The sequence below is a fragment of the Methylibium sp. T29 genome, from assembly GCF_000576205.1.
GTDB lineage: Bacteria > Pseudomonadota > Gammaproteobacteria > Burkholderiales > Burkholderiaceae_C > Methylibium > Methylibium petroleiphilum.
Map to the genome: position 1 here is coordinate 1 of NZ_AZND01000169.1, position 7,480 is coordinate 7,480.

The 7,480-nt window shown below is 71.6% G+C and carries 7 protein-coding genes and 1 pseudogene; 4 read left to right on the forward strand and 4 right to left on the reverse strand.

Annotation, left to right across the window (positions count from 1 at the left end):
* Positions 1 to 981 (reverse strand): carbon-nitrogen hydrolase family protein (locus x551_RS16130; protein WP_036249520.1); only part of this gene is annotated, 981 nt, incomplete at its 3' end.
* 149 nt (positions 982 to 1,130) lie between these two features.
* Here x551_RS16130 and x551_RS16135 point away from each other — a divergent pair.
* From x551_RS16135 to x551_RS27535, 4 genes and pseudogenes are all read left to right on the forward strand, one after another.
* A complete protein-coding gene (locus tag x551_RS16135) occupies positions 1,131 to 2,087 on the forward strand; it encodes a helix-turn-helix domain-containing protein (protein ID WP_036234750.1) in 957 nt (318 codons plus the stop codon).
* A 134-nt stretch (positions 2,088 to 2,221) separates the two neighbouring features.
* Positions 2,222 to 3,037 (forward strand): MFS transporter, encoded by an 816-nt coding sequence (locus x551_RS16140; RefSeq protein ID WP_253950398.1) that lies wholly within the window; start codon positions 2,222 to 2,224, stop codon positions 3,035 to 3,037.
* Positions 3,037 to 3,474, forward strand: a complete 438-nt coding sequence (locus tag x551_RS27530; protein ID WP_253950399.1) for a hypothetical protein — start codon at positions 3,037 to 3,039, stop codon at positions 3,472 to 3,474. The genes x551_RS16140 and x551_RS27530 overlap by 1 nt, the downstream gene beginning before the upstream one ends.
* Positions 3,475 to 3,586: 112 nt before the next feature.
* A pseudogene (locus x551_RS27535) lies at positions 3,587 to 3,889 on the forward strand (hemerythrin domain-containing protein); the annotation flags it as partial.
* A 219-nt stretch (positions 3,890 to 4,108) separates the two neighbouring features.
* Here x551_RS27535 and x551_RS16150 read toward each other — a convergent pair.
* The 3 genes from x551_RS16150 to x551_RS16160 all read right to left on the reverse strand — a co-directional run.
* On the reverse strand, positions 4,109 to 5,176 hold the full coding sequence (locus tag x551_RS16150) for an ionic transporter y4hA (protein ID WP_036249526.1): 1,068 nt from the start codon (positions 5,174 to 5,176) through the stop codon (positions 4,109 to 4,111).
* Positions 5,177 to 5,295: 119 nt separating this feature from the next.
* Complete coding sequence (locus tag x551_RS16155) at positions 5,296 to 6,783, reverse strand: diguanylate cyclase (RefSeq protein WP_051495855.1); 1,488 nt, start codon at positions 6,781 to 6,783, stop codon at positions 5,296 to 5,298.
* Positions 6,784 to 6,915: 132 nt separating this feature from the next.
* Positions 6,916 to 7,480 (reverse strand): ATP-binding cassette domain-containing protein (locus x551_RS16160; protein ID WP_036249530.1); only part of this gene is annotated, 565 nt, incomplete at its 5' end.

Genomic DNA, 7,480 nt, shown 5'->3' on the forward strand with positions numbered 1-7,480 from the left:
CGACGCGCCGGGAGGGCGCTGCGGCGCCAGCACCACGCGGTCGCGCGGTGTCTTGTCGAGCAGCAGGCGCGTCACGTCGGGCCGCGAGTAGTGGCCGGCCGGATCGGCCGCCGCCTTGGCCAGCGTGATCAGGCCCAGGTCGAGCTCGGCGTGGACGAGACCCTCGGTGTGCTCCGGCAGCGGCTCGGTCAGCAGGCGGCCGTCGGGTGCGTAGATGCCCGCATAGCCCCCGCCTTCGAGCAGCAGCTGTCGCTTCGTCGGGTCGTCGCCGCACAGCAGCGCCACCATCTCCTTCGAGACCGTGGCGCAGGGGGCGACCACGAAGCACTGGCCTTCCACGGCGTAGATGCGGCTGGCGGCGGTGTTCACCTCCGCGCCCAGCGCATGGGCGCCGCCGCGGTAGAGCGAGAAGCTGGGCCAGGCGGCGATGTGCACCTGCTCGTCCTGCGCGTACATCGCGTACTTCGACAGCGGTTGCAGATGCTCCCAGCAGCACAGCGCGCCGATGCGTCCGAGCGCGGTGTCGTGCACGCCGAGGTCGCTGCCGTCGCCCTCGCCGAACACGGTGCGCTCCACGTGCGTGGGCTTGAGCTTGCGGCGCCGCGCCACCGTGCGGCCCTCGGCGTCGATGATCCACTGGCCCATGTAGAGGCTGCCGCCGGCCTTCTCGCTGTGGCCCATCACGACCATGATGGCGTGGTCGCGGGCCGCCTGGGCGATGCGATCGGCCTGCGGCGAGCCGTCGACCAGCGAGTGATCGTGGTAGCGCTGGATGAACTGCAGCGCCCAGGCCGGCGAATCGAGCCAGATGAACCACGGGTAGCCGGGCAGCCAGGTTTCCGGAAAGGCCACGAGCTGCGCGCCCTGCGCGGCGGCCTCGGCGATCAGGCCCACGGCCTTGTCGATCGACGCGTCGAGGTCCAGGAACACCGGCGCAGCCTGGACGGCGGCAGCGCGGAACTTGGGGTGCGAAACCGGCATGGCGAGGCTCCTGTCGTGCAATGGAGCGGAGCATGCGACGGATCCGTCCCGGCGTCTTGCCTGGACGAAGCGCGGTACTTGACCGCAGCACGCAGCGCGCGGCCTGGCCGCGTTGCGAACGGCGTTTACAGGCCCTGAGCTGCAGCCCCATGCCCACCCTGTTCACTACCGTCGGTGTCGAGCCCGCCCAGCGTCTGGCGTACTGGACCGACGGCGTCTGCGACACCTACGTGCAGCTGGACTGCGACGCGATCGGCGACGCCTCGCGGTTCGAAGGCGAGATCGCCGCCGATGCGCTGTCCACGCTGACGCTGTCGCGCGTGACGGCCAGCGCGCAGCGCGTGCGCCGCACGCCGGCCAAGATCGCGCGGGCGAGCGAGGACTACTTCCTCGTCAGCATCCAGACGCAGGGCTGCGGCGCGGTCGTGCAGGACGGACGCGTGGCCCACCTGTCGCCCGGCGACTTCGCCCTCTACGACAGCACGCGGCCCTACGAGCTGCGTTTCGACGCGGCATTCCAGCAGTACGTGCTGATGCTGCCCGGCCCCACGCTGCGCACCGCCCTGACCGACACACCGTCGCTCACCGCCTGCGCGGTCAGCGGCCGGCGCGGGGCCGGTCACCTGATGATCGGCATGATCGAGACGCTGTCGGCCGAGATCGCCACGCTGGCGCCCGAGTCGGCGGCGGCCGTGGCGGACAGCGTGACGCAGATCCTGATCGCCGGCCTGTCGACGTTGCCGGGCGCCCGGCCGCCGCCGGTGTCGCGGCTCGTCGCGCTGCACCGGCAGCAGGTGAAGGCGCTGGTGCGCGAGCGGCTGCGCGATCCGGATCTCACGGTGGCCGGCATCGCCGAGCGCCTCGGCGTGTCACCGAGCACCTTGCACCGGGCCTGGGCCGGCGAGGCCTGCTCGCTGGCCGACTGGATCCAGACCGAGCGCCTGGAAGCCGCGCGGCGCGACCTGTGCGCCGCGCAGCAGCGTCTGCGCCGCGTGAGCGAACTGGCGTACTCGTGGGGCTTCAAGGATGCCGCCCACTTCAGCCGCGCCTTCCGCCGGCGCTTCGGCTGTTCACCGCGCGAGCTGCGGGCCCGGATCGAAACCTGACATGCCGGACGTCGTGTGGCTAGCACGGCTGCGAGAGACCTTGCCGGCACACGCGCCACGGTGCTCTCCTAGAGTCGCCGCTGGTCGTCTCCGGCCCGCCCGTGTCCGGACGCGCCGTCTTTCGCTCCCGCCTGATGAACGCTGCCGCGCCGCCGTCTCTTTCTTCTTCTTCTTCCTCCTCGCCGCCGCTCCCGCGCGGAGCGGTCGCCTGCCTGGCGCTGGCGGCCTTCGGCAGCGGCTTGTCGATGCGGGTGAACGATGCCCTGCTGCCGCGCCTGGCCGGCGAGTTCGCCCTCACGCTGGGCCAGGCTTCGCAGGTCATCGGGCTGTTCGCGACGGCCTACGGGCTGGCCCAGCTGTTCTTCGGTCCGGTCGGCGATCGCTACGGCAAGTACCGCGTCATCGCCTGGGCCACCGCGGCCTGCGCCCTCACGTCCGTGCTGTGCGGGATGGCGCCCGGCTTCGATGCGCTGCGTCTGGCACGCGTGCTGGCCGGCGCGACCGCGGCGGCGGTGATCCCCTTGTCGATGGCGTGGATCGGCGACGTCGTCGACTACGAGCGCCGGCAGCCCGTCCTCGCGCGCTTCCTGATCGGCCAGATCTGTGGCCTGTCCGCCGGCGTCTGGTTGGGAGGCTTCGCGGCCGATCACCTCGGCTGGCGCGCGCCTTATTTCCTGCTCGCGGGCTTCTTCGCGCTGGTGAGCGTCGCGCTGTTCGCGCTGAACCGGCGTCTGCCGGACGCCGCCCGCCCGGTGCGCGCGGCGAGTGACGGGTCGCCGTTGCGCCGCATCGCGACCGAGTTCGGCGGCGTGCTGGCGCGTCCCTGGGCTCGGGTGGTCCTCGGTCTGGTGTTTCTCGAGGGCCTGTTCCTGTTCGGGCCGTTCGCCTTCATCGCCTCGCACGTGCACGAGCCTTCCAGCTCTCGCTGTCGGCCGCGGGCGCGCTGGTGATGCTGTTCGGGCTGGGCGGCTTCGCCTTCGCCGTTTCGTCCGGCCCCCTGGTGCGGCGGCTCGGCGAGGCCGGCCTGGCACGTTGGGGCTCGCTGATGATGTGCGGGGCGCTTGTCGCGGTCGGCTTCGGGCCGGGCTGGGGCTGGGCGCTGGCCGGATGTTTCGTCGCCGGACTGGGCTTCTACATGGTGCACAACACGCTGCAGGTGAATGCCACGCAGATGGCGCCCGACCGGCGTGGTGCGGCCGTCGCCGCCTTCGCCTCGTGCTTCTTCCTCGGGCAGTCGGCCGGCGTGGCGCTGGGCGGGTGGCTGGTGGGGGTGATCGGTCCGCCGGGCTTCCTGGCGATCGGCGCGGTGGGTCTGCTGCTCATCGGACGGGCCTTCGTGGCCGGTCTCGCGCTGCGGTCGCGGGCCGCGGCAGCCGTTGCCGTGTAGGACAACGCCGCTGACGGCTGCGCGCCTGTGCCGCGACCTCGCTGCGGCGGGTGGACAGTGCCTGCTGTCGAACGCAATACTGGCCCGGTACCCAACCGGAGGAACCGCCACCATGTCCGCGAGCCTGTTCGATCTGCTGCACGAGAGCCATGAGATCCAGCGCCAGCTGTGCCGCCGGCTGACGGCGGCGCGCGCCTCCACGGCGCAGCGCGAGCAGGTCTTCTTGCAGCTCAAGGTGGAGCTCGAGGCGCATGCCGCCGCCGAGGAACGCTTCCTCTACGTGCCCTTGCTGATGACCGATCCGGGGCTGTCGTCGTCTCGGCATGCCCTGTCGGAGCACCACCAGATCGAGGAGCTGTGCGAGGAACTGAGCGTGTCCGACAAGCAGGGCGAAGCCTGGCTCGACACCGCGAAGCGGCTCGGCGAGAAGGTGCGGCACCACCTGAAGGAAGAGGAGCGCAAGTTCTTCAAGGTGGCCGGCCGCATCCTCGACGTCGACAAGAAGGACATGCTGGGCCGGCGCTATCAGAAGGATCTGGTGCGCATGCGAAAAAGTATGCCGCCGACTACCAGCGGGTGGATGTCAGCAGCGCAGGCGAAGTGGTGGCCGCGCCGCGCTGAGCCGTGGGACCTGTCAGGGCACCAGCGAGAGGAACAGGAAGGCCGCGAACAGCACCAGGTGCACGGCGCCCTGCATCAGGTTGGTCCGCCCGGTCCCCAGCGTGATGGCGCCCACGATGAAGGTCAGCAGCAGCAGCACGAGGTCCTTGGCCGCCAGGCCCAGCACCAGTGGCAGGTCGAGCAGCACTGCGGCCACCACGACCACCGGGATGGTCAGTCCGATGCTGGCGAGCGCCGAGCCCAGCGCCAGGTTCATGCTGGTCTGCAGGCGATCGGCGCGGGCGGCGCGCACCGCGGCCCAGGTCTCGGGCAGCAGCACCAGCAGCGCGATCGCGATACCGATCACGGCCTTCGGCGCGCCCGCGGCCGCGACCGCCGCCTCGATGGTCGGCGACAGCTGCTTGGCCAGCCCCACCACCGACACCAGGCCGATCAGCAGCAGGCCGAAACTGGCCCAGGCCTGGCCGTTCGACGGCGGCTTGGCGTGGATGTCCTCGTCGTCGGCATTCGTCGGCGGCAGGAAGTAGTCGCGGTGGCGCACCGTCTGCACGAACACGAACACCGCCCACAGCACCAGCGAGGAGACCGCGACGAAGGTGAGCTGCGAGACCGTGTAGGTGCCGCCGTCCGAACTGGTGGTGAAGGACGGCAGCACCAGCGACAGACCGGCCATGGCCACCAGCGCCGCCAGCGCGGAGTTCGCGCCGTCGAGCTGGAAGGACTGCTCGTGGTGGTGCAGGCCGCCGACCAGCAGACAGATGCCGACCACGCCGGTGCAGATGATCATCACCGCCGAGAAGATGGTGTCGCGCGGCAGCTCGGCCTTGCCCTCGCCGCCGGCCAGCATCATGGAGACGATGAGCGCCACCTCGATCACCGTGATCGCGATCGCCAGCACCAGCGTGCCGAACGGCTCGCCCACGCGGTGCGCCACGACCTCGGCATGGTGGACCGCCGCGATCACCGCGCCGATCAGCGCGACGGCACAGGCCGAGGCGATGGCGGCGTTCATCGGCAGGGCCAGCGAGGCTCCCAGCAGGGCAGCGGCGGCGAGCGGCAGGAGCAGGGCCCAACGGGGCATATGGCGGTCCTTTCAGGGGCGCGAGCGGTGGAACGGCGCGGCGCGACACGGTCGATCGCGCCGCCGGCGGCAAGCGCGAAGGATAGTCGGACAGGGCGCGCGGTGCGCCGGGGTGCGGGTCAGGCCGCGGCGTCGTCCGCCAGCACCGCCTGGTTGCGGCCGTTCGCCTTGGCCTGGTAGAGCGCCCGGTCGGCCCGGCGGATGAGCGTCTCGTGCGTGTCGTGCTCGCCGGGCACCAGCACCGCCACGCCGATGCTGGCGGTGACCACGCCGAACGGCGACAGCTCGTGGCGGTGCCCCAGCGCCTCGAGGGCCTGGCAGATGCCGCGCGACATGGCGAGCGCGCTGGTCTCGTCGGCCGCCACCGCCACGAGGGCGAACTCCTCGCCGCCGTAGCGTGCCACCAGGTCGCCGGCGCGGCGCACGTTGGCGCCGAGCACCTGCGCGATGGTGCGCAGGCAGTCGTCGCCGGCCTGGTGGCCGTAGCGGTCGTTGTAGTGCTTGAACAGGTCCACATCCAGCAGCGCCAGCGCCAGCGGCTGGCCGGTGAGGCGGGCGTGTCGCCATTCGCCGGCGATGAACTCGTCGAAGCGCCGCCGGTTGGCGATGCCGGTCAGGCCATCGGTGGTGCTCAGCGTGCCCAGCTGGCTGTTGGACTCCTCCAGCTTCAGGGTGCGCTCGCGCACCTTGTCCTCCAGGCTGCGCGTCAGCGCGCGCTGCTCGCTCAGCAGCGTGGCGAAGCCCATGCCGACGATGCTGAGCGTCAGGATGAACTCCTGGGTGCGCAGGATCAGCTCGTGCGGCGAGGCCTCGCCGAAGGGCTTGTGGCCGGTGGTCTGGGCCCAGGCGGCCGCCAGTGCGATGAGTGCGACCGCCGGCGCGGTCCAGCGCGTGCCGAAGCGGACCGCGATGTACAGCATCGGCGGCAGCAGCAGGTTCGGCGTCAGCGGCACGCCGCTCCAGCGCTCCGACTGCCCCGACAGGATCAGCCCGGCCAGCGCGCCGGTGAACAGCAGCACCGGTCCGTCCTGCCAGCGCAGCCGGATCGGCTCCGGAGCGGGCTGCGCCAGCGCCAGCAGCATCGGCGTGAAGATCAGCAGCCCCAGGCCGTCACCGAACCACCACAGCAGCACCAGCGTGGGATAGGGTGTCGTCACGCCGTCCATCGCCTGCAGCACCAGACTCGCCAGCAGCGCGGCGACGAGTGCGCAGAGCAGCGGGCCGATGACGACGAACTTGCCCAGGTCCTGGATCCGGTCCAACGCCGGCGACGTGCCCGCGCGGCGCAGCAGCAGGTAGGCCAGCGTCACTTCCGTGAGGTTGACGAGGCTCAGCAGCACCGCCTGCAGCGGTGGGAACACCGGCAGGTTGGCGAGCACGTCGGAGCTGAACGTCAGCAGGGCCATCCAGCCGCCGCGCCGGCCGCGGAAGTGGAGCAGCGCTGCCAGCAGCACGGCGTTGGGCAGCCAGATCACCACCTCGTTCTCGGGCGACACGGCGCACAGGAAGGTCAGCTTGACGCTGGCGAAATGCAGCAATGGCAGCAGCAGGTAGACCCACCACGCCGGCGGTCGGTCGGCCTGCGCATTCGGTTGCGGGGAGAGCATCGTCGGGGTCATCGAGCCGCTGCGTTCGGGAACAGGGATATCGGTCATTCGGGGTGAGCATCGCAGGCCTCGCGGCCCGACACGGCGGCCCGGTCGGGCCGGTCGTGAAGGATGCCCGATGTGGAGCGTCGATCAATGCGGCACCGGCACGAATCGCAGCGTCGGCTGGCGCGCCAGCACGGCGTCGCGCGGGCCGGCATCGACCACGCGGCCAGCCGCCATCAGCACGACGGTGTCGAAGCGATCGAGCAGGCTCAGGCGGTGGATCGACGCCACCAGGCAGGCCGCCGGGAAGGCCTGCGCGATGCGTTCGAGCACGCGCGCCTCGGTCGCGGCATCGAGGGCGCTGGTGGGCTCGTCCAGCAGCAGCAGCGAACTGCCGCGCGCGGCGAGCACACCGCGCGCCAGGCAGAGGCGTTGCCGCTGGCCGCCCGACAGGTTGAAGCCGCGCTCGGACAGGGCCGTGTCCAGGCCGCTCCCGATGGCGGCCAGGACCTCGTCGAAGCCGCTCACGTGCAGTGCGGCGTGCAGATCGGCGTCGGCGCAGGCCCGGCCGAAGTCCAGGTTCTCGCGCACGCTTGCCTCGAACACCTCGGTCTCCTGCGGGATCAGCGTGGCCAGTCGGCGCAGCCGCGGCCAGTCGGCCGCCCGGCCGTCGAGCGCGAGCCGGCCGCCGCTCGGCGTGTAGAGCCCGGCC